A 25,458-nucleotide genomic window follows, 5' to 3' on the forward strand; every position below is an offset into this window, starting at 1 on the left:
TTGCCTTTTTATATAGGCTTTAATAAATTCTTTAATGAACAACTCATATACATATTAAAAAAGCGGATACACGATCCGCTGTTTTACCTTAAGAATGATTGCCTCGATAAGAGAGCGCTTCTGTAAGATGAGGACTTTGAATCATCTCACTTTGAGCTAAATCGGCAATAGTTCGCGCGACTCGTAAAACACGATGATAAGCACGAGCCGATAAATTTAAACGTTGCTGTGCCATTTCAATCATTCGCTGTGATGTTTCATCTAAGACAGCGAATTGTTCTAATTGTTTCGGTGAAAGCGCTTGATTTAAACAATTTTGTCTTTGTATTTGTTGTTCATAAGCAGAAATCACACGTTGTCGCACAGTTGTAGAATCTTCAGCAGGCGTTGGGTCTTGCAGTTCCTGAGCTTTTAAAGGTGGCACATCAATATGTAAATCGATGCGGTCAAGTAACGGGCCCGATATACGGTTCTGATAACGTTTAATACCCTCGGGTGAACACTGACAACGACTGTCTTGATTAAATGCATAACCACATGGGCAGGGGTTCATGGCTGCAATCAGTTGGAAGTTGGCAGGATAGGTAATTTGTCGCGCTGCCCGTGAAATAATAATTTCTTTTGACTCGAGCGGCTGGCGTAAAACTTCTAATACTTTGCGATCAAACTCGGGCAATTCATCTAAGAATAGAACACCTAAATGAGATAAGGTAATTTCACCCGGTTTAGGATGTGAGCCGCCCCCAACTAGTGCAATTGCGGATGCTGTATGGTGGGGTGCACGGAAAGGACGCTGTCCAAAAGTATGAGGCGTATTTGAAATAGAATAAATACTAGCAACTTCAAGTGTTTCTTGAGTAGATAGTGGCGGTAAAATTGACGGAAGGCGTGAGGCGAGTAAAGTCTTACCTGTGCCCGGTGGTCCTTTAAAGAGCAGGGAATGCCCTCCCGCAGCAGCAATTTCTAGTGCACGGCGCGGGCGTAGCTGACCTTTTACATCTGCAAGGTCAAATTTATACGGCAAGTTATTTGAACGTGATGATGATTGCACCTGAGATAGCTTGGTATTACCTAAAAAGTGTTCACAAACTTCTTTTAAATGGCTCACCGGATAACACTCAAGATTTGGTAAATGACTAATATCCTGGCTATTATCTTGGGGTAAAACAATTTTATGCTGAGCTTGCTGACATGCCATGGCCAAAGTTAAAGCACCTGAAACTGGTCTTACATGACCATCTAGGGCTAACTCTCCAATAAATTCAAAGTCTTCTGTACAGTTCTCTGGAAGCTGACCTGAGGCAATTAATATCCCTAATGCGATCGGTAAATCTAAACGTGAACCATCTTTGGGCAAATCTGCGGGAGCAAGATTAATAGTCAGCCGTTTAGTCGGAAACTGAAATCCACTATTAATAATGGCTGAGCGAACCCTGTCCTTACTCTCCCTAACTGCTGCTTCAGCAAGCCCTACAATCGTTAGAGAAGGTAAGCCTTGACTCACGTGCACCTCTACTTCTATGAGAGGTGCATGCAATCCTAAAAGTCCCCGAGTATAAATTTTAGAAAAAGACATCTTACTGTTCCATTATGGTGCTTCATTTTTAATCGTTGTAAAGTATAAGTGCGCTACGTTGGTGCTTATTTTTTATTCTTTAAAGTTTCTTCTAACAAACTTACTTGTTTTTGTAGCTCTTCTAAACGTTGATTGGCTAAATGAAGGGCGGTTTTCTGTATTTCGATTTCTTGTTTCGACACGAGGTCTAATTTCTCGACAGTTTCATTTAATAATGCACGTAAATTTTTTTCTAAATCTTTTTTAGGCTCGTCAATTTGTTCCAAAATGGCCTGTAATAGAGTTTCTAACATGGGATATCCAAACTGTTGTATTCACTTTACTTGTCAGTTTAACACTGCTTGAAGCTCGGATATAGGCTTCTTGGCTTTCCGATATTGCATAACAATAAATTGAAATAAAAACAGGACTGCAAATTCATTTTATTTTTAGTAGCTCATCTACATCTTGATAACTAAATAGGTTATAAAGAAAGCTCATGCAAAAGATTCATCTCCTCCAACCTTTGAAATATTGGCATGAAAATTGAACATAAAACCTTACTGGTGAAAAGAAGCCGAAGGAAACAAACATGAAGCTTGTAACTGCAATTGTAAAACCGTTTAAATTGGATGATGTGCGAGAAGCACTCTCTGACATTGGTGTACAAGGGATTACCGTAACTGAAGTTAAAGGTTTTGGTCGTCAAAAAGGGCATACAGAACTTTACCGCGGCGCGGAGTATGTGGTTGATTTCTTACCTAAAGTAAAAATCGAAATTGCGATTAGCGATGAAATGGTCGACGCAGTAATTGAGTCAATTACTCGTGTGGCAAGTACTGGGAAAATCGGCGACGGTAAGATTTTTGTGACTAATCTGGAACAAGTCATCCGTATCCGTACGGGTGAAACAGGACCAGATGCTGTCTAAATTGGCACAAAGCTTGCTGAGCAATAAATAGCTCGCAAATGAGGTTGGGGGACACGAATGAAAAAAATGCTTATGGCGCTGAGTCTAACAGGCGCACTTTTGGGTGGTACTGCCGCTTGGGCAGAAGAGACTGTAACAACACCTACATCTGAGGTTACATCAACATCAACATCTGCAGCTCCTGCAACAACTGCAGCAGCACCAGCCGCCGCAGCAACTCCGGCAGCTCCAGCACCTACACCAAAACTCGATACAGGCGATACATCTTGGATTTTAGTTTCAACAGCTTTGGTTCTGTTGATGACGATTCCTGGCTTGGCATTGTTCTACGGCGGTATGGTCCGTAAGAAAAACGTCTTAAGTACCATGATGTTCAGCCTTTCTGCTGCAATTTTGGTAAGTTTAATTTGGGTGATTGCTGGTTATTCACTCGCGTTCTCTGGCACAGGTGCATACTTTGGTGACTTGTCTAAAGCGATGCTCAACGGCGTAGGCTTTAATGCACTAAGTGGAACAATTCCTGAAAGCTTGTTTGTTATTTTCCAAATGACTTTTGCCATCATTACTGTCGCAATTTTGAGTGGTTCGATTGCTGACCGTATGAAATATTCAGCTTTCATGGCCTTTATTACTATTTGGGTACTCGTAGTTTATGCGCCAATTACTCACTGGGTGTGGGCAACAGATGGTTGGTTATTTAAAGCAGGTGCGTTAGATTTTGCTGGTGGTACAGTTGTACATATCAACTCTGGTGTTGCAGGTTTAGTCGCAGCTTACATGCTTGGTAAACGTATTGGCCTTGGCCGTGAATCTATGGCACCGCATAACCTAACTTTAACTGTAATCGGTGCAAGCTTACTTTGGGTGGGTTGGTTCGGCTTCAACGGTGGTAGTGCGTTAGGCGCTGGTGCTCGTGCAAGTATGGCAATTTTAGTAACTCAAGTTGCTGCCGCTGCTGCTGCGTTCTCTTGGTTAGTTGTAGAACGTATGATTCGTGGTAAAGCTTCTGTATTAGGTGGTGCATCTGGTGCTGTGGCTGGTTTGGTTGTGATTACACCAGCAGCAGGTTTCGTCGGTGTAGGCGGAGCTCTAGTGATGGGCTTAATTGGTGGTGTAGTCTGCTTCTGGGGTATTACAGCACTTAAACGTTTACTCAAAGCGGATGATGCATTGGATGCCTTTGGTTTACATGCAGTAGGTGGTATTGTCGGCGCGATTTTAACTGGCGTGTTCTACAGTGATGAAATCATTAAAGCAGCTAGTGTGACTTTAGCACCAACATTTGCAGGCCAATTGTGGGTACAAGTTGAAGGTGTACTTGCAACTATGGTTTACAGCGGTATTGCAACCTTCATTATTCTTAAAGTAATTGATGTGGTGATTGGTCTGCGTGTTAATGCCGATGATGAACGTATGGGTCTGGATTTAAGCCAACATGGCGAACGTATTGAATAATACATAATATATCTGCTGTATTAAAAACAGTCTTGAGCTGTGATCAAAGCGATGCTTTGATCTGGCTCAAGGCTGTTTTTTTGTCTCATAGAATGCTGGTTCAGTAAGCGTAGAAATTTTGCTACACTAGGTCAAAGTAATTGACCCTATTAAGTCCGCTATGCATTGTCCATTTTGCAACGCCGCAGATAGTAAAGTCATCGATTCTCGGCTAGCCGCAGAAGGCTGTCAGATTCGTCGACGTCGTGAGTGTGTAGTTTGCGGTGAACGTTTTACCACTTTTGAAAGCTATGAAGTGGTGATGCCCCGTGTGATCAAATCGAATGGAAAAAATGAACCGTTCGATGAAGCGAAGCTACGCCGTTCGCTTATGCATGCTTTACAAAAGCGTCCAGTGACACAAGAGCAGATCGAAACGGTTCTAAGCGATATTCAATTGCAGATTCGCCGTTTAGGTGAGCGTGATGTTAAGTCTAGAACAATTGGTGAAATTGTCATGCAATCTTTATTTGCACTTGACCACGTTGCCTATGTTCGTTTTGCTTCGGTTTATCAGGACTTTCAGGATGTTGAAGCATTTCGTCGTCAAATTGAGCAAATGCAACAACGTGAGCAATAATCATTTGAGATGTATATGTCTGAGTTGAAACAAGATCAGTACTGGATGCAGCAAGCGATTGAACTTGCTAAACGAGGACTTTATTCGACAAAACCAAATCCAAATGTTGGGTGCGTGATTGTCAAAGATAATCAGGTCATTGGTGAAGGCTTTCATCCAAAAGCTGGTCAACCCCATGCTGAAGTTTTTGCATTACGTGAAGCTGGTGAGCAAGCACAAGGTGCAACCGCTTATGTAACACTTGAACCATGTGCTCATTATGGACGAACACCTCCGTGTGCTGAGGCACTCGTGAAGGCGCAGGTTAAAAAAGTGGTTGTGGCATGTCCCGATCCAAACCCGCTTGTTGCGGGTAAAGGGGTTCAGATTTTAAAAAATGCTGGTATTGAAGTAGAAATCGGTATTTGTGAAGATTCAGCAGCCAAACTTAATCAAGGCTTTTTAAAAGCGATGTCTACGAGCATGCCATATGTACGTTTAAAAGTTGCCTCTAGCTTAGATGGGCGTACTGCAATGGCATCTGGTGAGTCAAAGTGGATTACGGGTTCTGCTGCTCGTCAAGATGTGCAGCATTGGCGTGCGATTTCAGGTGCCGTGATTACAGGTATTGATACTGTGATTGCTGATGACTGTCAGCTTAATGTACGCTCACTCAATAATATTGATATCGAGACAGTTGCTCAACCAAAACGGGTAATTCTAGATCGGAGAGGGCGCTTACCGCTCACCGCTAAAATTTTAGAAAATCCTCAAACTGTCATGGTGATGGGGCCATATCGTCAGGAATTCGCTGACTTAGGCATGATACAATTAGAAATTCAGCCTTTAAAAACACTATTACAGACCTTATCTAAGCAATACCAAATTTATGATGTGTTGGTTGAAGCTGGCGCAACTTTGTCTACCGTCTTTTTACAAGAAGGTTTGGTAGATGAAATGATTAGTTATGTTGCCCCGACTTTATTGGGGCAAAGTGCCAGAGCCATGTTCAATGCAGAATTTGAATATATGGTGCAGCAACTTCGTTTTAAACTTCTTGATGTAGTACAACTTGATCAAGATATACGCTTAAGGTTAATCCCTACGCAAGAGAAAGTATGAATTCAGAGCCTTCGGTTTACCACAAACGTCGCCATGCAGCCCGCACGACCGACGAATATCTTTTTCATCAGCTTGTACCCTACTTGGGCAACAAGCGCCGATTGCTCCACTTGATTTTAGAAGCCCTAGAAATTACAGGGACGCTGAACAGCAAGAAAAAGAATCCTCCAATTTTTGCCGACTTTTTTGCGGGTAGTGGTGTGGTATCTCGTTTGGCACGTCAAAATGGTTACCGTGTCATTGCCAATGATTGGGAACCTTATAGCCATGCCCTAAATCATGCGATTTTAGCCTGTGTCGATGCGCCTGCTTTTAAAGAGCTTGGCGGATATCAAAAAGCCATCGATTATTTAAATAGATTGCCTGAGGTTAAGGGTTGGGTTACACATAACCTTTGTCCTCGTAACGATGATGTATACGACCCAACCCGTGACCGTTTGTTCTTTAAACGCCGTAATGGTATGCGCATCGATGCGATTCGCCAGCAAATTGCAACATGGCAGGCACAAGGTGCAATTAATGATGTAGAGATGAGTGCTTTACTTGCACCATTGCTCTATTCAGCTAGCTTTGTGAGCAATACAAGTGGCGTATTTAAAAGCTTTCACCAAGGGTGGGGCGGACGTACACAAACGGCTTTAGAGCGTATTGAATCATTACTTTGGTTAACACCGAGCCGTTTCTGTGAGATTGGTGATCGTAAACGTCCAGCCGCTGAAATGTGGTGTGTAGATTCACAACATTTAGCAAATCAGATGAGTGGTTTTGAAGTAGATGTTGCCTATCTTGACCCACCATATAACCAGCATGCTTACAGTAGTAATTATCACGTTTTAAATGCATTAACTTTATGGGATCAGGTTGATTTACCTTCACCAGATACCAAAGGTTATAAGAGCGGTATTGATCGTGCGTGGCGTAAAGAGCGTCCAAGTCCATATAACTCTTCTAAACATGCAAAAGATGCGTATGAAAAATTACTTTCAACCATCAATGCGCGTTATATTCTGACCAGTTATTCGACCGATGGTAACATTGAGCCAAAGGATTTACTTATGGCCAATCTGGAGCGCGGAAAAGTCACTTTACTGACTCAAGATGTTCCACGTTATCGCGTAAGTAAACAACGTCAGTCAGAACGTGCACGCGTGCTCGAGTTTATTGTGATTACAGATACACATGCCAAACCAGGACCACCGTTACGTCAATTGTTAGGCCAGCTTTACCACTTTGCCGAGCTAGGTGGTGTAGATACTTCAGGTAATAGTACGCAACTTGCACTTTGGTAAGCGCTGCAACTTAAGCAGTGTGAAAGATTTGGAGATTGAGCCATGTTTACAGGCATTATTGAAAGTTTAGGTAAAGTAGAAAGCCTGCAAAGTGTAGGTGGCGATGTGCGTTTACGTATTCAAACCGATTTGGATATGTCGGATGTACATTTGGGTGACTCAATTGCAACCAATGGAATCTGTCTCACCGTTATTGAGTGGGGTGATAACTGGTATGCGGCTGATGTGTCTCGCGAAAGTTTAAACCGTACCACTTTGGGTAACTGGAAAGTTGGTCAGCGTGTCAATGTTGAAAAAGCGATGCTACCAACAACTCGTTTTGGTGGTCATATTGTAAGTGGTCACGTTGATGGTGTAGGTGAAATTACCGTAGTGCGTGAAGATGCTCGTTCCGTCTATTATGAAGTGACAGCACCTGTAGAACTTGCTAAATATTTAGCAGAGAAAGGCTCTGTAACTGTAGATGGTATTAGTTTAACCATTAACCATTTGCGCGGTAATATTTTAAGTTTGAACTTAATTCCCCATACAGCAGAACGTACCAATATTGGGACATGGCAAGTAGGTAGCAAAGTTAACCTTGAGGTCGATGTCTTAGCGCGTTATATCGAGCGTTTATTGCTAGGTGATAAGGCTGCTGAACAGAAAACTGAGTCAAATATTAGTATGGCTTTTTTAGCTGAAAATGGTTTTTTAAAATAAATTTTAAATCGCCAAAATAAAAAACCGGACATATGTTCCGGTTTTTTATTTTAAAAATTAATGCTTGGTCAGAGTAACCGAATGTGTACCAACCCATGGTTTATTATGCTGGGTGCGTGTAATTGAAAATTGACCTTTTTCTGACGCTCGTGTCAGCAAAATAGAAAGTGAATTAAAGTCGTTATGACTCATATAAAGTTCTTGTGCTGAAAATGTCCATTGCTCACCCTGATTAAGCTGCTCAAGTTGCGTTGAAATCTGATGTGGAATGTCCATTTTTACTCTCTTTAATTTTGATAAATAACCATGCATTATTCTAATAATTATTTGAACTAAAAGAATATTATGCATGACTATTTTGTGACAATTAAATGTCATTTTGATGACAAAGAGCGTTTTTAAAATTTTACTTTTCTATTTTTTCATCAGAAAACTTAGAATTATTTAATATGTATTCAATTTCTTCTTGAGCTGCCGCCTCTAGTTTGGCACGGAAAGCCGTTACAGAATGTTCAATTAAGTTTTCAGCTTCAAGTTCTAAACGAATTCTTAAACTTTCAAGCTCCGATAAGATTTGATCATCGGTAATGCTAAGTTTTACACCAGAAGAATAGTCTACAGCAGGTGTTTCAGGGTTTTTTTGATAACGTGCAGTTTGTTCAGCAACTTCCTGTTCTAAATGACTGCAGAAAGCTTGTAGAGCTTGGGTTTGTTCATCAAACTTACGAACTTCATCGGCTTGCAATTCAGCAGCATAGGCTGCTTCAACTGCACGCTTATCTGCAAGAGATTTTTCTAAAGCAAGCTGACGGCGAATTCGTGCTTGTTCGATTAACTCTGCTTTGAGGTCTGCATAAGCTTGTTCAATGTTTTTCTGCGACTCTAGTTGGGCTTTCTCGTCATTGAGTACCCAAAGTTGAATAGGCGTCTGAGGCTCTAATAAATCGCAAATACGTGCCAAATCCTGTTGATAGGCATGACGGACAGCTTCAGGCGCATTTAACCATCTTTTTTTAAAATCTTGCCCGACATTTAATGCCACCACAGTTCTCCTTTACTCAACAGTCTCAACATTTTAGCGCGTTATAATTTAAAGGTTCGAGGTTCTATACCCAAACGACGATACATTTTAAATTTTTCTCGGCCAATTTGCTTGGCTGCTTCATTATTTTCAACAATTTCTATAATGTGGCTAAAATGATTCACTTGTTCAAGTGCATGATTGTTAAAATTAAATGCCAACCAACCCTGTTCAGTAGGTTGTTTAGCCGAAATACATACTGCTGCGTCTGCCTGATCAATACCATGAGCAATGAAGCTGGTCGGATCAAAGCTCCAAAGTTTTTCATCAAGTGTTTGTTGTAACTGCACATCTGTGCAGTACCACCAGATCTGTGAGTGCTTCAGTAGAATCTTTCGGCACAAACGGCAAGCACTATCGACTTGCCGTTCTTCACTCGTTTCAAACAAATAAAAGCTAACTTTAGCCATTCGTATTTACACGGTTGGCTAAGAATTGCATAAGTAGCGGTACTGGACGACCAGTTGCACCTTTTGCTGCGCCTGATAGCCAAGCTGTACCGGCTACATCTAAGTGAGCCCAGCGATAATCACGTGTGAAACGTTCAAGGAAGCAGGCTGCTGTAATCGCACCGCCATGTGGACCACCAATGTTGGCGATATCTGCAAAAGGTGAGTCTAGTAGTTCTTGATAGTCATCAATCACTGGCATACGCCATACACGGTCAAATGATTGTTCACCCGCTTGTTGAAGCTCAGTTGCTAAAGCATCGTCAGGAGAGAATAAGCCGCTTAACACTTTACCTAGTGCAACTACACAAGCACCGGTTAAAGTTGCGATATCAATGACTACTGCCGGATTGAAGCGTTTGATATACGTTAACGTATCGCAAAGAACCAAACGGCCTTCTGCATCGGTATTTAAAATTTCAACCGTTTGACCACTCATGGTCGTTACGATATCGCCCGGACGAGTTGCTTTACCTGAAGGCATATTTTCTGCCGCTGCAATCGCGCCCACTACATGGATTGGAAGGCGTGCTTCACATAATGCGCGGATTGTACCAAGCACAGAAGCTGCACCACACATATCGAATTTCATTTCATCCATGCCAAGGCCTGGTTTTAAAGAAATACCACCTGTATCAAAAGTGACGCCTTTACCTACAAGTACCACAGGAGCTTGTTCAAGGTTTGCTTGATATTCAAGAGTGACAATACGACCCGGACGCTCAGATCCTTTACTTACAGCGAGGAATGCATACATGCCTAAATCAGCCATTTGCTGCTCATTTAAGACAGTCACTTTAAGTAAGTCTGGGAATTCTGCAGCTAAAGCTAATGCCTGTTCAGCTAAATATTCAGGGAAACAGATATTACCTGGACGGTTTCCTAAGTCACGAGCATAAGACTGACCAGATTGTACGGCATGCACCAAGGCAAGTTGGCTTTCATCAAGATTGGTTTGTGAACTAATTAAATCAACTTGTTGTAACACAAATTCATTTTTTTTCGATTTAAACTCATCATAACCATAAGCTGCTTGAGTTAAGCTTAATGCAAATAAATAATGGTATTCGACAGGTAACGCAGCAATATCAATTGCGATATGCTTAAATTTATTTTGTGTCGATTTGATAATGGTTTGTGCCAATTTTGCTAACTTAACTGCTTGAAGTTCAGCTGCTTTTCCTAAACCAAGTAATTGGGTATGAGCTTGATGAGTAAGCTGACCAAACAATGGCAAAGTTTCGTTGAAGTTGGCTTTAAATTGAGTCGCTGTAAGAATGTTTTCTATGTTATTGATTTGATATGTGTTGAGGTTGGTTTGTAGCTGTTCTGAATCAACTAAAACCCACAAAGATTCATTAGATGTTTGTTCAGGGAAAGTTGTATAAGTTGTAAATTTCATGGCTGCCGTGATTGCCTATAGAAAGTTATGTTGGATTAAAACATTTAAACACTTTCAAGCATAGCGTTGCAATGTGCGGTTTTATATTTTTAACATTCGGGTAAACTAGCGTTCGTCCCGTTTAGCCTTTTGGAAGTATTAATTTGATTATTCGGCGTTATCTCGTCAAGCAAGTTGTCTCTACCTCATTGGTGGTCATTGCATTATTGACCTTAATCATGATGGGTGGTCGTCTGATCAAATACTTTGGTGTGGCGGCGCAGGGGCGTTTAGATGCTAGTATTTTATTTAGCATCGTAGGATATCGTTTACCCGAATTCCTTACCCTTATTTTACCACTAGGTTTTTTTATTGGCTTAATGCTGGTGTTTGGTCGCTTATATGTTGACCATGAAATGGCCGTACTCAATGGTAGTGGAGTAAGTCGTCATCAATTAGCACGCTTACTCATTCCAATGACACTGGTTTACATGGTTTGTCAGTCTGTGCTCATGTTGTGGATGACGCCGTGGGGACTACGTGAATTTGAAAAACTAACGACAACTCAAGCTGTACGGACTGGTTTTGATTTGGTTCGGCCAAGAGAGTTTATTTCTTCAGGGCCTTATACGATTTATGCAGGCTCACTGTCGGAAGACCGTAAAAACCTTAAGGATATTTTCTTTTATCAACGCGCTACTAAAGAAGATAAGCCCGATGTCATGATTTTGGCAAAAGAGGCAACACGTATTGAGATGGCTAATGATACAGCCAATGTTGTCGATCTGGTTCAAGGTCGCCGTTATGAAATATATCCGGGACAACCGAAATATACGCAAGCAGAGTTCCAGTCTTATCGTCTGCGCTTAGAAAATGATAAGGACGTTAAGTTTGAGAGTAGTGATGTAGGAGCGCTTCCAACCTCTAAGCTATTGGATAAAAGCAATGATCCTGTCATCAGAAGTGAGTTGGGTTGGCGTTTATTTGGTCCGTTTACCATCATTGTTGCTCTCATGATGTCAGTTGCATTGTCTGAGGTAAATCCACGACAGGGCCGTTATTATCGTCTTATTCCATCTATTTTTATTTTCGCGAGTCTGATTGTACTTATGATTGCGATTAAGACTCGTATCAGTAGAGGAGAGCTGGACATTTGGGCTTATCCAGCAGCTTTATTGGTTTATGCAATTGCAGCTGCCTTATTTTCACGTAAACAGAAATTAGGGCCGAAAATCAAGAAACAGATCAAGCGGGTGAAATTATAATGTTAGCACGTCGAATAGTCGCCAAATATGTGACGAAAACCACTGCGCTTGCAATGTTTGGTACCACCATTGTTTTATCTGTTTTGCAGGTCTTGTTTACTTATTTGGGTGAATTGGGTGAGTTAAAACCTGACTATAATGCATGGCAAGCTTTCATCTATGTTTTATGGGGTGCCCCTCGCTATCTATATGAGATTTTACCTATTTCGGCCTTAATTGGGGCTGTGATTGGATTAGGGGCTTTAGCATCCAACAGCGAGCTGATTGTGATGCGCTCAGTTGGTATTAGCTTGTGGCGTATTGTAGGTTGGGTGATGCGCTCAGCTTTGCTGCTTATTATTTTATCTTTTGCACTCAGTGAGTGGGTTGTTCCCTATACAAATGAGCAAGCGCAAAGTGTCAAAAGTCACCGTTCAGCAGCTGCTTTAGGTGAAGTGAAAGGCTATTGGTCACGAGAAGGGCAGCGTTTTATCTATATTGACTATGCAAACTCGCAAGGAAATTTAAGAGACATTCAAGTTGTAGACTTTGACAAAGATTACCGTTTGCAATCTCTAATTAATGCAGAGCAAGGTAAGTTTATCAAAGATGGTCAATGGTCTTTACAGAAAGCTAGCCAGACCGACATTCTTACAGATGGTAATTCAATACAAAACAATCATGAACAGCAGTCTTTAGGATTGGCTTTACAACCTAAATACGTACACATGGTGACTTTAGATCCTGAAGACTTATCTCCAAGTCAGTTGGTTAGCTTCATGCGTTATATGGATGAATATAGCCAAGTCCCTAAAACCTACCAATTAGCTTTTTGGCAAAAAGTTGCCTCTCCATTTTCTCTCATTACCTTGGTGTTAGTCGCTTGTTCTTTTATTTTTGGGCCACTACGTCAACAGTCAATGGGTTTCAGATTGGTGATCGCACTCTTTATTGGTTTGGGTTTTTATTACTTACAAGATTTCTTGGGTTACGCAAGTTTGGTATACGCACCTTCACCTGCTTGGTTTGTACTTGTACCTATTGCTTTGCTATTCGGTGCAGGTAGTTATTTACTTTACCGCGCCCGTTAATTCAAAAGAATATGAATGGCTTTCTCAATGATAGGCATTGGTGAAAGCTATAGGAAAAATTAGAGTCTTTACCGAAAATTCGGTAAGATATTGCGATGAAATTGTAGACAAAAGAGAAATTGATTATGACGGATGCAACTGCTGGCAAGATCCCTCACGTTCTGGTCATTATGGATGGTGTTGGACACCGTGAAGCGATTGAAGATAATGCTTTTCTTGCAGCAAAAACCCCGAATTTAACTGCAATGAAAGCAAAGCATCCAAATAGTCTCATTTCTGGTTCTGGTGAAGATGTTGGTTTGCCTGATGGACAAATGGGGAACTCTGAAGTTGGCCATATGAACCTTGGTGCTGGCCGTGTGTTGTATCAAGATTTTACCCGTATTACTAAAGACATTCGTACTGGCGATTTTTTCAAACATGAAGTATTGATTGACGCTGTTGAAAAAGCCAAAGCTGCTGGTGGCGCAGTTCATATTATGGGTTTGCTCTCAGAAGGTGGTGTTCATTCACACGAAGATCATATTGTGGCGATGTGTGAGCTTGCATTAAAACGTGGTGCAAAAGTTTATCTTCATGCATTCCTTGATGGTCGTGATACTCCTCCACGTAGTGCTCAACCTTCATTAGAAAAATTAGATGCTCTATTTGCTCAATATCCAGATCAAGGTCGTATAGCAACTATGATTGGCCGCTATTTTGCAATGGACCGTGACAACCGTTGGGACCGTGTAGAACAGGCTTACCGTTTATTGACTGAAGGTGAAGCACTTCGTACTGCACAAACGGCAGTAGAAGGTTTAGAGCTTGCGTATGCTGCAAATGAAAATGACGAGTTTGTAAAAGCAACTCGTATTGGTGATGTGGCTAAAGTTCAAGATGGCGATAGCGTTGTTTTCATGAACTTCCGTGCTGACCGTGCTCGTGAAATTACTCGTGCGTTTGTTGAAAAAGACTTCGCTGGTTTTGAGCGTAAAGTTGTGCCGAACCTTTCTAAATTTGTCATGTTGACGCGTTATCAGGCCAGCATTGATGCGCCTGTGGCATATATGCCTGAAGAGTTGAAAAACTCACTTGGTGAATATTTATCTTCTCTTGGCAAAACGCAATTACGTATTGCTGAAACTGAAAAATATGCTCATGTAACGTTCTTCTTTAGTGGTGGCCGTGAAGATGAATATCCAGGTGAGAAGCGTATTCTCATTCCATCACCAAACGTTGCAACATATGACCTAAAGCCGGAAATGAGTGCTTATGAAGTAACTGATGAGCTCGTTAAGGCAATTAACTCAGGTGAGTATGATTTATTGGTTGTGAACTTTGCCAATGGTGATATGGTAGGTCATACAGGCGTATTTGATGCTGCGGTTAAAGCTGTTGAAGCAGTTGATACATGTTTAGGTCGTGTATACGAAGCTGTGATGGCGAAAAAAGGCCACATGCTGATTACTGCTGACCATGGTAATGTCGAGCAAATGCAGGACTATGAAAGTGGTCAGGTTCATACTCAACATACAACAGAGCTTGTACCATTTATTTATGTTGGTCCAACTCAAGCGACAATTGCAGAAGGTGGTGTACTTGCAGATGTTGCACCGACTATCCTTAATCTAATGCAGATTCCAGTTCCTGCCGAAATGCAAGGTCGTAATCTGATTACATTATCTGCATAAGCAATAGGTGACTAAATGCTGCAACACAATATATATAAAGCTTTTTTGGGTAGTGTATTGATGTGTTGCAGCTACCTCGCTCTTGCTGCTCCTGTTGTAAAAGAAAAACTATCGCCGCAGCATGCTGATCCGGCAGAATCAGAAGAAAGTTATGCAGAAGTTCCTATTGAGTCGATTCAGCAGTTTGTACAAATTTATGGGATTGTTCGGGATAACTATGTCGATGAAAAGTCGGACGATGCTTTATTTTTACAAGCAATTAAAGGATTAGTCAGCGGTTTAGATCGTTATTCACGCTATTTGTCTCCTGAAGAATACCGTCAACTCATTCAATATACCGAAGGTGATTTAGCCTCGGTTGATTTTGCATTAAGTCCAGAAGCACATATTCATAAATGGATGATTCGTGACCTTAAGACAGGTTCAGATTCATATAAACTAGGCTTAAGAAATGGCCAGACAATTCTAAAAATTGATAATCAAGAACTTAAGAATCTGACGCAAGATCAAATATCTGGTTTGCTGTATGGTTCAATAGGATCAACACTTCAAGTACAGACCGAGGAGTCAAATACTCCAATCAGTTTAGTTCGTAATAAAAAGATTGAAACTGACATCGAACCTGTCATGTTACACAATCAGGTATTGGTACTAAAAATTAGAGTGTTCCAGCAAGATACTGCTAATGAAATTAAGCGTTTGATTGAAGAAAATAGTTCTTCGCGTTTAAAAGCAGTATTAATTGATTTACGAAATAACCCAGGCGGGTTGCTATCTGCTGCTGTTGAGTCAGCCGATTTATTTTTAAATCATGGCATTATTGTTTCTACAAAAAGTCGTTCAGAAGGTAATCAGCAATTTCAGGCTTTACCGGGCAATGATTTTCAAAATATAAAGGTCGGTATTTTAATTAATCATCGATCCGCATCAGCAGCAGAAGTTTTTACTGCAGCAATGAAAGAGCATCAGCGGGCTTGGGTCATTGGCGAAAAAAGTTATGGAAAAGGTGTTGTACAAAAGCTTTTCCCTCTGCCTAGTGGGGCAGCCTTGCAAATGACGGTCTCACACTACTACACACCAAATGGTAATATGATTGAAGGGCAAGGTATTCAACCTAATCAGACTTATCCCTTACCGCCAGAAATGAAAGAAGATGTTTATTTGGAGCGTGTTGCCGATTTACTTCTAAAAAGGAAGTAAGGTTTATACTTCCTGTTCAGTCTCGGTGTCTAAGCCAAATTTTTTCAAACGATAACGTAAAGAACGAAACGTCATTCCTAGTTTTTTTGCTGCTAAAGTTCTGTTCCAATGGGTCATATTGAGTGCATTGAGCAGAATATCTTTTTCAATGTTCTCTAAATAACGCTCCAATCCTTCAGTTGGCAATTTTTTTACAACTTGAGGCGTTGTCACATTATTTTGTATAGTCTGAGATACCACTGGTACTGAGCTAGAGATATTTGCTCTTAATGGTGCTGGATGTAAGTGTGGTACATCAATTTGAGTATCGTCACTTAGAGTGATTGCTCGCTCAATCATGTTTCTTAATTCACGAACATTGCCAGGAAAGTGTTGCTGTAAGAGATAAGTCTCGGCTGCGTCGCTTAATTGTTTGGGTGGTGTTTCCCACTCCATACAAATTTTTTGAATAAAGTGATTTGCAAGTAAAAGGACATCTTCGCCACGTTCTCGTAGCGGTGGTAACATCAAATCCATAACATGGATACGGAAGAATAAATCCTGACGGAATTTGCCTTGTCTAACCAATAAATCCAAGTCTTGATGACTCGCACTAATGACACGGAAATCAACATCAATTTCCTGATCGGAACCGAGAGGACGGATCTTTTTTTCCTGTACCGCACGCAGTAGTTTGACTTGCATACTGAGTGGTAATTCGGCAATTTCATCTAAAAATAAACTACCGCCGTGAGCCGATAAAATCAGACCCTGTTTATCTTGAGTTGCCCCAGTAAAACTGCCTTTTTTATGTCCAAACAGCTCACTTTCCATGAGTTCAGTTGGAATGGCACCGCAGTTAATTGCAATAAAAGGACCTTCACTACGGTTACTTAACCGATGAACTAGGTTGGCAACTACTTCTTTACCTGTTCCTGACTCACCCGTAACAAATACAGGTGCTTGAGAGCGAGCAATTTTTTTAATTGCAATGCGTAATTGTTGAATGGGTAGAGAACGGCCGATTAATAATTTATTTTCTAGCGCCGTTTCTGCAAAGTCTTGATCTGTTTGTTGCCGATTGAGCGCCTTTTGCAATAACTGATCTAGATGGACTTGGTTAATAGGTTTATTCACAAAATCAAAAGCACCTGCTTTTAATGCAGCAATTGCAATATTCATATTGCCGTATGCAGTTAAAACTGCAATTGGGGTGTTGGGGTAGTTTTGAGAGACATGTTTGACTAAGTCTAACCCGCTACCATCAGGTAGATTTAAATCGGTTAAGCATGCGTCGTAATGAAACTGAGTGAAGAGTTGTTTGGCCTGTTCAACCCGATAAGCAAGATGTGTTTTAATCCCCATTCGTGCAAGTGTCATTTGCATTAAAAGGCACAAATCTTCTTCATCGTCTACAAGCAAAACCAGTGGTTGCTGTTCTGCCATTTCCCCAAAAACCTAATAAAAAAATCAATATATTATTGGGCACTCTATTCTGAAGCATGCCCCTTGTTTTTGCTCTACATAAGTGAGCTTTGCATGGTTTGCCTCACAGAAACTATGAGACAAGTATAATCCTAAACCAGTTCCATTAATTTCGGTACTAAAAAATGGTTTAAATAGTTGAGATATATCACGTTTTGAGACACCTTCGCCGTAATCGATCACATCAATATAAATTTTATTTGTTTGTGAATGAATATTGATCGTGACATCAGGTGAATCAGGTGCATTATGCCGTAAAGCATTTCGCACCAAATTAATCATAACTTGTCGCAATTGTTTTTCGTCAAATAAAAATTTTAGATAATTATCAGATATTTCGAGTCGGATAGAGTGCTTAACATCTGATAAATCTTCTTCGAATAAACTTGTTATAAAATGATTTAAGTCAATCTGAATAGGATGAGTTCTTTCACTACGTGCAAGTCCCAAAGTATCTTGAACAATACTGTCAATACGTTTGGCTTGTTTACCAATCATATGTTGCAAAGTATTTTGTTGTTCTGGGTCGCTATCTTTAAGTAGCTCATTTGCTTGTACAATTGCAGCCAAAGGGTTGCGGATTTCATGTGCAATACTTGCTGAAAGTTGTCCTAAAGCAGCAAGTTTGAGCTGTTGTGCTTGCTGATTAATTTGCTGGGCATCTTGTAAAATGAGCAGTGTCAGTGCTTGTTGTGGGACCAAAAGGTGCTGCACTTTAATATTAATGGAATAAGTCGATAGGCGGGACTCAAAAATAAATCGGTCACCTTCTTGTAAGTCACCAAACTTAAGAATCTCATATAAGTCGGTATGCCACTTGGCTAAAGGATATTTTTCGTTGGCAAATTGGGGTGGAATACCGAGTAGTGAGCAAGCAGCTGGATTGCTGAGCACAATGTTGTAGTCTTCATCTAAGACTAAATAGCCTTCTTCAATTTGTTCTAAAATATAACGGTTAATATTTTGAAGTTGATAAAGTTCAACTGACTGGTGAAAGGTCAAAGCTTCAAGTAATTTAAAGCGCTGAACCGCAATTTGACCAATACCATGAACGACAAAAAATAAGAAAGCGAGTAAGGCACTATTCCCAATCGTGTTTAGATTGTTGTAGTCGAACAAACTCCCCACGAAGCGTTGGTAAATAACTGCAATGATCGCAAGTAATGTAATGATTAAAGACATTCTTGCGCTGAGCAAAATTGCCGAGGTAAAGATTGCAATTACATAAAGTAGACTAAGCTGTAAATTTGGTTCACCAACAGAAAAAGTCAGTAAACTCAAACAAATAACATCGACAATAAAAAATAAAGCAAGCTGGCGTGTTGCCTGAGCTGCGATAAATTTAAAGCCTAACAATTGAACAAGACTGACAATTGAGTAGCCTAGCAGCGTATAAAAATATAAAGATGGTTGCTGCAAACTATTGTCGGCTTGAGCATTGGTTGAAACCAAAATAATAGTCAGGCTAACCGCAATAATAAGACGGTATAAACCATACCAAGTGCCCAAACGAAAAATCGTATGGGACAGGGATGAATTTAAAGGAGAGTGCATGTAAGTCTGATTATGGTTTAATCAGACCGTAGCGAATCGCAAGATGTGTAAGTTTTACATCGCTATCAATTGCTAACTTTTCAAAAATACGATAACGGTAAGTATTTACGGTTTTCACGCTCACAAAAAGTTTATCGGCAATTTCTTGTGCGCTAATACAGTTGACAACCATCATGGCAACTTGCATTTCACGTTCTGATAACGAATCAAAAGGGGATTGTTGGGTGTCGGATAAATATGAGCTTGCTAGTTGTTCGGCAATATCAGCACTAAAATATTTACCACCTTGCATCACTTTATTAATTGCACGAACCATCTCGGCAATTGGTGCACCCTTAGTGATATAACCTTTTGCACCGGCTTTTAGCAATAAAGACGGGTAGGGTTCTTCGGCAAGGCCGCTCACAGCAATGACTTTAGTCTCTGGAGCTGTTTGTAATAAACGACGCGTTGTTTCTACGCCACCGATGCCCGGCATGTTGACATCAAGTAGTACGACTTGCGGATGTTGTTGGCGAACGATAGCAATTGCTTCTTCCCCAGATTCGGCTTGTCCAATTACCTCAACATCTGCATGATCTTCTAACATACGGCAAATACCCGTACGTACCAGTTCATGGTCATCGACAACTAAAACTGTAATCAAGAAGACCTCCTTTCTTTCAAAAAACAAGTTTTTTGTTACATAAAGCAAAATAAGCTTGCAATGGAATGACAAAATTAGCAATCCTATTCTTCTATAGTGAGCGAATAGTTGTGCACAATTGTGTCGGTAAACCTTTATACCTTATATCTCAAATGTAAGGCATAATGATAGTAAGCGCAAATGTGTGTCACCCTGAGTCGAGTATTGTGCCGTGAAAAATTCTAAAAAGTCTTTAATGCATGTGCTAAGCATGTCTATTTTGCTTAGTTTGAGTTCAACAAGCTTTGCAGAACTCGTCAACAACCCGTCCTCAGGGAGTACTGGTACTGCAAGTTTAAATTGGTCGGCTGCGGATGCCAGTCAACTTTTAAATGATGAAGATGATGAACCAACTCCGCAAGGTTCAACATCTGTAACTACAACTTTGCGTGGCAGTAATGCACCGAAAGTTATTAGCTCTACACCTAGAGTTGCTCCAATTCGCGATACTGGGGGTTTTAATGCCCAGCCGAGTGTAAGTGCACGTGCTGCACTTGTCATGGATGCGCAAACAGGTGAGGTTCTTTATAGTAAAAATACCAATGCATCGGTACCGATTGCGTCTATTACCAAATTAATGACAGCAGTTGTAACGGCAGATGCGCGTTTAAACATGTCAGAAGAAATTACACTTGAGCAAATTGATTTTGCTGGTGCAAATGGTAAAAACTCAAGCTCAACCTTACGTGTTGGCGACAAGATGAACCGTGCAGAAGTTCTTCTGTTTGCTCTAATGAAATCTGAAAACCCAGCGGCAGCAGCTTTAGCGCGTACTTATCCGGGTGGTCGTCCTGCATTCGTAGCAGCGATGAATGCTAAAGCACGTTCTTTGGGTATGAGTGCAACTCATTATTATGAATCAACTGGTTTAGACCCACGCAATGTTTCTTCTGCACGTGATTTAGGAATTTTGGCGAGTACAGCATCTCAGTATGGTTTAATCCGTCAATTCTCAACTACACCGACTTATGATTTTAACTTGGGTTATCGCGTGTTGAAATCTAACAATACTAATGCGCTAGTGCGTAATGGTGGCTGGAATATCAACTTGTCTAAAACTGGTTATATCAATGAAGCCGGTCGCTGTGTCGTGATGCATACCACTGTAAACTCACGTCCGGCAGTAATTGTATTGCTTGGTGAGCCAAGTACACAGGCACGTAATAACGATGCAACTAACTTATTGGGTTGGTTGAGTAATTTGCCAAAACGTATTTAAGTTCAATATTTTAAAAACGCTTCTTTTAAGAAGCGTTTTTTATAGTTATAAAAAAGACATAAAAAAACGGCTGTATTAAACAGCCGTTTTTTATAAAAACTCAGATCTTACATATTAGATAAAATCGAATCTTTAACTTGGTCCATCGTTGCATCAATTGACAACATCACTGCATCAGCACATTGTTTGATTGCAGTATCAGGATCTTTCAAGCCATTACCAGTTACTGTACATACGATGACAGAACCTTCAGCAATTTTACCCGCTTTAATGTCACGGATTGCACCGCCAATAGAAGCAGCAGACGCTGGCTCAACGAATACACCTTCATACATAGAAAGTAAGCGTTGAGCTTCTAAAATCTCGCTGTCTTGAAGTTCATCAAACCAGCCTTTAGAGTCACGTACTACAGCTTTTGCATGGTTCCAGCTTTGCGGGTTACCAATACGAATTGCAGTTGCAACTGTTTCAGGACTTTCAACTGGAGCACCACGTAAGAATGGAGCTGCACCAGAAGCTTGGTAACCTACCATTGTCGGTAAGCCTTCTGGTTTAGGGCCAGTGAATTGATCGGTCGCAGCATCATAAACAACTTGTTCGAACTGATCAGCAGGTTGGTTTGCTACAGCTTCTGTATAACCCATCCAGTGAGCGGTAATGTTACCTGCATTACCTACTGGCAAGCAGTGATAGTCAGGTGCACGGCCTAAAGCTTCAACGATTTCATAAGCAATGGTTTTTTGACCTTGCAAACGGTAAGGGTTGATTGAGTTTACAATCGTTACAGGAGCTTGATCAGCCACTTCTTTTACTAGACGCATACCATCATCGAAGTTACCACGAATTTGCATAGTGATCGCACCATACATCATCGCTTGCGCCATTTTACCCATCGCAATTTTGCCTTCCGGAATCAAAACAAATGCTTTGATACCAGCGCGAGCAGCGTATGCAGCAGCAGCAGCAGAAGTGTTACCAGTAGATGCACAGATAATCGCTTTAGAGCCTTCTTCAACCGCTTTGGTTACAGCCATGGTCATACCACGGTCTTTAAATGAACCAGTTGGGTTTAAGCCCTCATATTTCACATAAATTTCAACATCTTTGCCAATAATACGTGGAATATTCTCAAGTTTAATGAGTGGGGTGTTGCCCTCACCCAAAGAGATAGCACGAGTAGTTGCCGAAACTGGCAAACGGTCACGATAACGATCTACAAGACCAGTATAACGATTGGCATTAGACATGATGGTGTTCCAATTAGAGGTGAAGCGGGAGAGGGAATCTTTCCCTCAACCTGATTAACTATCGAGCGATTCTAAACGAATTCTTACGATTTCGCCACGAATAGCAGGTAATGCTTGAATTTGCGCAAGAGCGTCATCCATTTTTGATTCAACGATTGGATCGGTCAAAATCACGATTGGAATAAGGTCTTTTAAGCGGGATTGTTGCATGATGGCATCAATGCTGATTCCAGCACGGCTTAAGATGGTTGTTACATCTGCAAGTACACCAGTCTGATCTTCAGCATTTAAGCGGATGTAATAACCTGTAGTCATTTCTTCGCGGCTTAAAATTGGCATATTTGTTAATGCTTCAAAAGCCAGCTGAGGAATTGTTCCTGCACCGTCTTCGGTATAAGAGATGTCTCGAACAATATCAATCACGTCGGCAACAACCGCAGAAGCTGTTGGGCCAGCACCAGCACCAGCGCCGTAATAAAGCGTTGGACCTACTGCATTTGCTTGAACTAACACAGCATTTTTAACGCCGTTTACGTTTGCAATAAGCTGCTCATCTGGAATAAGTGTTGGGTGAACACGTAGCTCAATCCCTTTTTCAGCACGGCGTGCAATACCTAAATGCTTGATGCGGAAACCAAGTTCTTCTGCATATTTCACATCTTGTGCAGTGATTTTACTGATACCTTCGGTATAGACTTTATCGAACTGAAGAGGAATACCAAACGCACAAGACGCTAAAATTGTAAGCTTGTGCGCAGCATCAATACCTTCAACGTCAAAAGTTGGGTCTGCTTCTGCATAACCGAGTTCTTGAGCTTCTTTTAATACATCATCAAATGCACGACCTTTCTCACGCATTTCAGTCAGAATAAAGTTACCTGTACCATTAATAATGCCTGCAAGCCACTCGATATGGTTTGCAGCAAGGCCTTCACGAATCACTTTAATAATTGGAATACCGCCAGCTACTGCTGCTTCATAAGCAATTTGCACGGCATTGTCTTCAGCTGCTTTAAATAATTCATTGCCATGTTCAGCGAGTAAGGCTTTATTTGCAGTCACGACTTGTTTGCCGTGTTTGATCGCTTCCATAATGACTTCGTAAGCAGGGTGGATCCCACCCATCACTTCTACAACCACATCAACGTCTGGTTGACGAACGATGTCAAGTAAGTCCGCGCTTTGTTTAATCCCTTCCAATTCAAGATCTGGACGAGGGCGGCGTGTTCCAACGTGGGTAATTTGAATTTCTCGACCGGTGCGACGTTTAATTTCAGCGGCATTTTCTTGTAGTAGTTTAAGGGCTCCTCCACCTACGGTTCCTAAACCGAGTATTGCCAGGCGAACTGGTTTCACGTCACACTCCATATCATCATTTAATCATTTAGTTGAAGCTAGATCATAGCTAAAAAAAACGCCAGACTCTAGCGCTTTTCATGCTTGTTCAATCAATTAGAGTGCGATGTTCGGAAAAGCTGATTAGATCAGTCTTTAAACATTGGTGGAAAAAGTATTAATTATTGAAAAAACAAAGCGCTGCAATATGAGCAGCGCTTTGTTGAAGAAATAGCTGATGAATCATTCATCAGCTTGGCGAATATTATTTATTCAATTTTTTAACCAATTCATCTGGTGTTAAGTAGCCACCCAAGTACTCGCCATCAACATTGTAGATTGCAGGAGTACCATTCACGCCCATGTTTAAACCAAGTTGATATTGTTCGCGGACAGGGTTTTTACATTGTGCAGGTGGAATACTAACGCCTTGTACAGCTTGGTTAAATGCAGCTTTACGGTCTGCACTACACCAAACGGCTTCCATAGTTGGCATAAATTGTTCACCACGTGGCCAAGCAATGTAACGAACCTCAATGCCTTTTTCATTAATCTCGGCTAAATGCTCATGTAATTTGTGGCAATAAGGACAGCTTGCATCGGTAAACACATAAATCACATGTTTAGCCTTACCACCTTTCGCTGGGTAAACTATCAAATCTTCATTTTTTAAAGCAGCAAGATGCTTTTTATTTTCTGAAGCTTGTAGGTTATCACCAATATTATGCAGCTCTTTGCCACCTAAACGAATGACATCACCCTGAATCAGGTATTTACCATCACTGGTTGTATAAATTGATGTCATTCCTTCGAGATTTACCCAATATAAATTAGGAACTTCTGTTGGCTTGATATCTAAAATTTTGGCGTTGATGTTTGCATTCTTAAATTGTTTTTGCAAAGTTTCAATTAAACGCTGTTTAGCATTGCGTTCAATGATGGTTGACGCTTCCCCAGTAGCAGGTGCGGTCGCTGTGAGCGCATCTTCTTTTTGTGGTTTGTTTTCTTTAGAACAAGCACTGAACAGCAAGCTAGAAGCCAAAGCACAGGCAAGAAAAAGTTGAGATCGGGTAAAAGACATAGATAACCCTTATTTCATCAGTATTTATAGTCAGAAGCTGCTAAGCATAGCAAAAAATCTAGTGTGTATTGTTAAAACTTTCTTAACCTTTGTGAACGAAATCAAACGATTGTTTGATGAATTTCAAATCATTCGCTAAAAAAAATTTATCCTCTAGGATGATGTTTTTCATGTAATTGTTGCATTCTCACTTGTGCCACATGGGTATAGATTTGGGTGGTGGATAAGTCACTATGACCCAATAACATTTGTACTACGCGTAAGTCAGCACCGTGATTGAGCAAGTGTGTTGCAAAGGCGTGACGTAAGGTATGAGGCGATAGTTCAGCTTGAATATTGGCTTGCAAGGCGTAACGTTTAATCGCATACCAAAAGTTCTGACGGCTCATGATTCCGCCATGCTGGGTTAAAAATAAATAGTCAGTCGAGCTTTTATAAAGTTGAGGACGTGCATCACTTAAGTAGCGCTCTACCCAATCACAAGCATATTGGCCTAAAGGTACCAAACGTTCTTTATTGCCTTTACCCGTAATACGTAAATAGCCTTGTTTTAAATTGATTAGCTCCAAGCGTAGGTTGATTAGCTCAGAAACGCGTAAACCACATGCATAAAGTACTTCAAACATCGCTCGGTCACGCAACCCCAAAGCTGTTGTAATGTCAGGCGCTTGAATAAGTGCTTCTACATCTTCTTCTGATAAATCTTTGGGTAAAGCTCGGCCAATTTTGGGTGAGTGATGTGTCGCTACCGGGTTATCACTTCGTAATTTTTGTTCACGTAAAAATTTGTAAAACTGGCGTAGGGCAGATAAGCAGCGTGCGATTGAGCGTGGACTTTTTCCTATTTTGGTAAGTTCAATTAAGACATCAGAAATGTCATCACTCGACCATTTCGGCAAGCTATTTTTTTTATGAAGTTCAGCACATTGAATCAGGTCAGATAAATAAGCATTACGAGTATGTGGACTCACTGTTTGAGCAACCAAATAGTCACGAAAACCTTGTAAAAAGCTCAAATGTTCAGGAATTTGAACAGGGCTTGGAATACGCGGTTTTTTACTTATCATAAACAATATCCTCTAAACCACTGTACTTTAAAAGA

The 25,458-nt window shown here is 40.8% G+C and carries 24 protein-coding genes; 11 read left to right on the top strand and 13 right to left on the bottom strand.

Annotated elements, in window-relative coordinates; translation table 11 throughout:
• Positions 1-88: 88 nt before the first annotated feature.
• Both MSG95_RS10815 and MSG95_RS10820 read right to left on the bottom strand, forming a co-directional pair.
• Positions 89-1,576 (bottom strand): YifB family Mg chelatase-like AAA ATPase, encoded by a 1,488-nt coding sequence (locus tag MSG95_RS10815; RefSeq protein WP_077165249.1) that lies wholly within the window; start codon positions 1,574-1,576, stop codon positions 89-91.
• A 65-nt stretch (positions 1,577-1,641) separates the two neighbouring features.
• Positions 1,642-1,869, bottom strand: a complete 228-nt coding sequence (locus MSG95_RS10820; protein WP_077165248.1) for an accessory factor UbiK family protein — start codon at positions 1,867-1,869, stop codon at positions 1,642-1,644.
• A 278-nt stretch (positions 1,870-2,147) separates the two neighbouring features.
• On the opposite strand from MSG95_RS10820, the gene glnK reads away from it, so the two are divergent.
• The 6 genes from glnK to MSG95_RS10850 all read left to right on the top strand — a co-directional run bounded on the left by glnK (position 2,148) and on the right by MSG95_RS10850 (position 7,652).
• A complete protein-coding gene (gene glnK, locus MSG95_RS10825) occupies positions 2,148-2,486 on the top strand; it encodes a P-II family nitrogen regulator (RefSeq protein WP_000780326.1) in 339 nt (112 codons plus the stop codon).
• A 57-nt stretch (positions 2,487-2,543) separates the two neighbouring features.
• On the top strand, positions 2,544-3,941 hold the full coding sequence (locus MSG95_RS10830) for an ammonium transporter (RefSeq protein WP_077165247.1): 1,398 nt from the start codon (positions 2,544-2,546) through the stop codon (positions 3,939-3,941).
• Between the two features lie 160 nt (positions 3,942-4,101).
• On the top strand, positions 4,102-4,560 hold the full coding sequence (gene nrdR, locus MSG95_RS10835) for a transcriptional regulator NrdR (RefSeq protein WP_004699275.1): 459 nt from the start codon (positions 4,102-4,104) through the stop codon (positions 4,558-4,560).
• Between the two features lie 15 nt (positions 4,561-4,575).
• Positions 4,576-5,661, top strand: coding sequence for a bifunctional diaminohydroxyphosphoribosylaminopyrimidine deaminase/5-amino-6-(5-phosphoribosylamino)uracil reductase RibD (gene ribD, locus MSG95_RS10840; RefSeq protein WP_077165246.1), 1,086 nt, complete (start codon positions 4,576-4,578; stop codon positions 5,659-5,661).
• Positions 5,658-6,950, top strand: a complete 1,293-nt coding sequence (locus tag MSG95_RS10845; protein WP_004699273.1) for a DNA adenine methylase — start codon at positions 5,658-5,660, stop codon at positions 6,948-6,950. The genes ribD and MSG95_RS10845 overlap by 4 nt, the downstream gene beginning before the upstream one ends.
• 42 nt (positions 6,951-6,992) lie before the next feature.
• Entirely contained in the window at positions 6,993-7,652 is a 660-nt protein-coding gene (locus tag MSG95_RS10850; RefSeq protein WP_004699272.1) for a riboflavin synthase, read from the top strand.
• A gap of 57 nt (positions 7,653-7,709) precedes the next feature.
• Here the strand turns inward: MSG95_RS10850 and MSG95_RS10855 are convergent, their stop codons facing one another.
• From MSG95_RS10855 to MSG95_RS10870, 4 genes are all read right to left on the bottom strand, one after another.
• The gene (locus MSG95_RS10855) at positions 7,710-7,928 is read right to left on the bottom strand and encodes a hypothetical protein (protein ID WP_004699271.1); all 219 of its coding nucleotides are present in this window, start codon (positions 7,926-7,928) and stop codon (positions 7,710-7,712) included.
• A gap of 130 nt (positions 7,929-8,058) precedes the next feature.
• The gene (blhA, locus tag MSG95_RS10860; protein WP_019456998.1) at positions 8,059-8,697 is read right to left on the bottom strand and encodes a cell division protein BlhA; all 639 of its coding nucleotides are present in this window, start codon (positions 8,695-8,697) and stop codon (positions 8,059-8,061) included.
• Between the two features lie 38 nt (positions 8,698-8,735).
• The gene (locus MSG95_RS10865; protein ID WP_004699269.1) at positions 8,736-9,143 is read right to left on the bottom strand and encodes a DNA polymerase III subunit chi; all 408 of its coding nucleotides are present in this window, start codon (positions 9,141-9,143) and stop codon (positions 8,736-8,738) included.
• Positions 9,136-10,584 (bottom strand): leucyl aminopeptidase, encoded by a 1,449-nt coding sequence (locus MSG95_RS10870; RefSeq protein ID WP_077165245.1) that lies wholly within the window; start codon positions 10,582-10,584, stop codon positions 9,136-9,138. Before MSG95_RS10870 ends, MSG95_RS10865 begins: the two co-directional genes overlap by 8 nt.
• A gap of 143 nt (positions 10,585-10,727) precedes the next feature.
• On the opposite strand from MSG95_RS10870, the gene lptF reads away from it, so the two are divergent.
• The 4 genes from lptF to MSG95_RS10890 all read left to right on the top strand — a co-directional run bounded on the left by lptF (position 10,728) and on the right by MSG95_RS10890 (position 15,771).
• Positions 10,728-11,828, top strand: coding sequence for an LPS export ABC transporter permease LptF (gene lptF, locus MSG95_RS10875; protein WP_151819452.1), 1,101 nt, complete (start codon positions 10,728-10,730; stop codon positions 11,826-11,828).
• Positions 11,828-12,898, top strand: coding sequence for an LPS export ABC transporter permease LptG (gene lptG / locus MSG95_RS10880; protein ID WP_004699266.1), 1,071 nt, complete (start codon positions 11,828-11,830; stop codon positions 12,896-12,898). Before lptF ends, lptG begins: the two co-directional genes overlap by 1 nt.
• A 125-nt stretch (positions 12,899-13,023) precedes the next feature.
• Positions 13,024-14,571 (top strand): 2,3-bisphosphoglycerate-independent phosphoglycerate mutase, encoded by a 1,548-nt coding sequence (gene gpmI / locus MSG95_RS10885; protein WP_077164313.1) that lies wholly within the window; start codon positions 13,024-13,026, stop codon positions 14,569-14,571.
• A 15-nt stretch (positions 14,572-14,586) separates the two neighbouring features.
• Complete coding sequence (locus MSG95_RS10890) at positions 14,587-15,771, top strand: S41 family peptidase (protein ID WP_077165243.1); 1,185 nt, start codon at positions 14,587-14,589, stop codon at positions 15,769-15,771.
• A gap of 3 nt (positions 15,772-15,774) precedes the next feature.
• On the opposite strand, the gene MSG95_RS10895 is transcribed toward MSG95_RS10890, so the two are convergent.
• From MSG95_RS10895 to MSG95_RS10905, 3 genes are read right to left on the bottom strand one after another with little or no spacing between them, the layout of a single operon-like run.
• Positions 15,775-17,196: a sigma-54-dependent transcriptional regulator gene (locus MSG95_RS10895; RefSeq protein WP_077165242.1), complete on the bottom strand. Its 1,422-nt coding sequence runs from the start codon at positions 17,194-17,196 to the stop codon at positions 15,775-15,777.
• Between the two features lie 24 nt (positions 17,197-17,220).
• Entirely contained in the window at positions 17,221-18,789 is a 1,569-nt protein-coding gene (locus MSG95_RS10900; protein ID WP_213033552.1) for a sensor histidine kinase, read from the bottom strand.
• Between the two features lie 10 nt (positions 18,790-18,799).
• Positions 18,800-19,435: a response regulator gene (locus tag MSG95_RS10905; protein WP_019457005.1), complete on the bottom strand. Its 636-nt coding sequence runs from the start codon at positions 19,433-19,435 to the stop codon at positions 18,800-18,802.
• 211 nt (positions 19,436-19,646) lie between these two features.
• Between MSG95_RS10905 and pbpG the strand changes: the two genes are divergently transcribed.
• Complete coding sequence (gene pbpG, locus MSG95_RS10910) at positions 19,647-20,693, top strand: D-alanyl-D-alanine endopeptidase PBP7/8 (protein WP_134263468.1); 1,047 nt, start codon at positions 19,647-19,649, stop codon at positions 20,691-20,693.
• Between the two features lie 107 nt (positions 20,694-20,800).
• Here pbpG and thrC read toward each other — a convergent pair whose 3' ends face one another.
• The 4 genes from thrC to xerD form a co-directional block, all read right to left on the bottom strand.
• Positions 20,801-21,940 carry a threonine synthase gene (gene thrC / locus MSG95_RS10915; protein WP_019457006.1) on the bottom strand — a complete coding sequence of 380 codons (1,140 nt, stop codon included), beginning with the start codon at positions 21,938-21,940 and terminating at the stop codon, positions 20,801-20,803.
• Between the two features lie 54 nt (positions 21,941-21,994).
• Positions 21,995-23,296, bottom strand: a complete 1,302-nt coding sequence (locus MSG95_RS10920; protein WP_039254228.1) for a homoserine dehydrogenase — start codon at positions 23,294-23,296, stop codon at positions 21,995-21,997.
• Positions 23,297-23,540: 244 nt separating this feature from the next.
• A complete protein-coding gene (locus tag MSG95_RS10925; RefSeq protein WP_077164314.1) occupies positions 23,541-24,356 on the bottom strand; it encodes a DsbC family protein in 816 nt (271 codons plus the stop codon).
• Positions 24,357-24,502: 146 nt separating this feature from the next.
• On the bottom strand, positions 24,503-25,423 hold the full coding sequence (xerD, locus tag MSG95_RS10930) for a site-specific tyrosine recombinase XerD (protein ID WP_039254226.1): 921 nt from the start codon (positions 25,421-25,423) through the stop codon (positions 24,503-24,505).
• Positions 25,424-25,458 lie beyond the last annotated feature (35 nt).

Source organism: Acinetobacter sp. IK23 (genome assembly GCF_035615275.1).
Lineage (GTDB): Bacteria > Pseudomonadota > Gammaproteobacteria > Pseudomonadales > Moraxellaceae > Acinetobacter > Acinetobacter seifertii.